A 2,087-nucleotide genomic window follows, 5' to 3' on the forward strand; every position below is an offset into this window, starting at 1 on the left:
TTTACGTTGATCGTCGGAAGTGATCGGCTCCGAGCCGCGCGACCCCGGAGGGCCGTGGCGGAGAGCGACGGCTACGCCTTGTTGGTGTCCTTCGTTGTGGTTCGGAGTGTGGTGGCGCATGCGCCGGGTTTCGTCATGGCGTCGTTCGGCTGGGATGATCCTTACGCTGGCCGGGTTAGCGCCGGGTCTGCTTGTGCTGCAGGCGGTGCCGGCTGCGGCTGTCGCTTCGGCGGATGCTGTCGCTGATTTTGGTGCCTTACCTGAGGTGCCGCAGCAGATGATGGGGTCGGCGACGAAGCTGCCGTCGTTGGTTGCTGCGACCGAGGTGCCGGCGGCGGCGGAGCCATCGGAGGGGTGGCGCTCCAGCGTCAAGCCGCCGAAGGGGGCGGTGCCGCAGGAGGACCGGACGATCGATGCGACGTCCGGGTCCGACGATTCCAGCCTGCCGGCGGGCACGTTGCGGGCCGAGGCGGCCGATCGGGCGGTCATGGCGGTGCCGGTGCTGACGAGTGTGTATCCGGTGCAGGGGCATCTCGTCGATACGCTGACGCCGACGCTGCGGGCCTGGGGGCAGAGCGCCAACTCCAGCACCTCGAAGCTGTCGTACCTGTTCAAGCTGTGTGACAACGAGGCCATGACGACCGGTTGTACCGGCTCCGGCAGTTATGTGGCGGGCAACGGCAACAGCTGGAGCGTTCCGGCGGCCGGGAAGCTGGCCTGGGGCAAGCAGTACTGGTGGACGGTCACCGTCAAGGACTCCTACGACTCCTCCACCACCACCTCGCCGAAGCTGACGTTTCTCACCGGCGTCCGCCAGCCGACGGTCACCTCGCAGTTGTCCTCCTCCGGTGTGGAGGGGCGGGAGTTCAACCAGCAGACCGGCAACTACACCACTACCTCGACCGATCTGCAGGTGGCGACGGTGGGGCCGCCGCTGTCGGTGGTGCGCACCTACAACAGCCTGGACCCGCGCACCGACGGCATGTTCGGGGCGGGCTGGTCCACGCGCTGGGACATGAAGGTCGTCAAGGAGACGCGGGGCGCGTCCACTTCGGCGCTGGTCACCTATCCGGACGGGCGGCAGGTGCGATTCGCCTCCAACGGGGACGGCACGTTCCAGCCGCCGCCCGGCATGTACGCGACGCTGGCCGAGGAGAGCGGCGGCACCTGGCGGCTGCGGGACAAGACCAACGCCATCTACCTGTTCAACGCGGCCGGGCGGCTGACGAAGATGACCGACCAGCGGGGCCGCAGCAGCGACCTGACCTACGACTCCGCTGGGAAGCTGGCGAAGGTGACCGGGGTCGGCGGCCGGTCGGTGACGTTCACCTGGCAGGGCGGCCAGGTCGCGACGGTGTCCAGCGACCCGGTCGACGGCAAGGCGCTGACCTGGACCTACGGCTATGACCAGGGCCGGCTCGTGCAGGTGTGCGCGCCAGTGGCGGCGCCGAACTGCACCGGCTACGACTACGGCAGCGGGTCGTTGTATCGCAGCAGCGTCCTGGACTCCGACCCGTTCGGCTACTGGCGGCTCGGCGAGGCCAGCGGCAACGCGATCGACCTGGGCTGGGGCGCGGGCGATGCCACCTACGACAGCACTGCCAAGCGCGCCCAGCCGGGCGCGCTGGCCGGCACGACGGACGGCGCGGTCGAGCTGACCACCACCACCGGAGTGCGACCCCCGGACGGGATCGTGCCCAGGATCGGCAAGTACGCGACCATGGAGGCCTGGTTCAAGACCAGCTCCACCTCCGCCGGCACCGTCATCTCGCTGCGCACCGCGGCCGGCGGCACCAAGGAGGAGGTCTTCGGCGTCGGCACGGACGGCAAGCTGCGCAGCTCCTACCAGCCGACCACCACTCCGATCACCACCGCCGGGCCGGTCAACGACGGCAACTGGCACCACGCGGTGCTCACCGTCGCCGACAACCTGCAGACCCTGTACGTGGACGGCACGGTCGTCGGCACGCTCAACCAGACCATCACCGGCACAGAGAACCGGTACATCACCACGATCGGCGGGATCGCCGGCCTGGTGGACGAGGTCGCCATCTACGACCGCCCGCTCACCGCAGGCGAGGTGCAGC

Annotated in this window: 1 protein-coding gene; it reads left to right on the forward strand. The window is 69.2% G+C overall.

Annotated elements, in window-relative coordinates; genetic code table 11:
• Window positions 1–265: 265 nt before the first annotated feature.
• Window positions 266–2,087 (forward strand): LamG-like jellyroll fold domain-containing protein (locus HCN51_RS57640; RefSeq protein ID WP_346434195.1); only part of this gene is annotated, 1,822 nt, incomplete at its 3' end.

The sequence above is a fragment of the Nonomuraea composti genome, from assembly GCF_012034275.1.
Classification (GTDB): Bacteria; Actinomycetota; Actinomycetes; order Streptosporangiales; family Streptosporangiaceae; genus Nonomuraea; species Nonomuraea composti.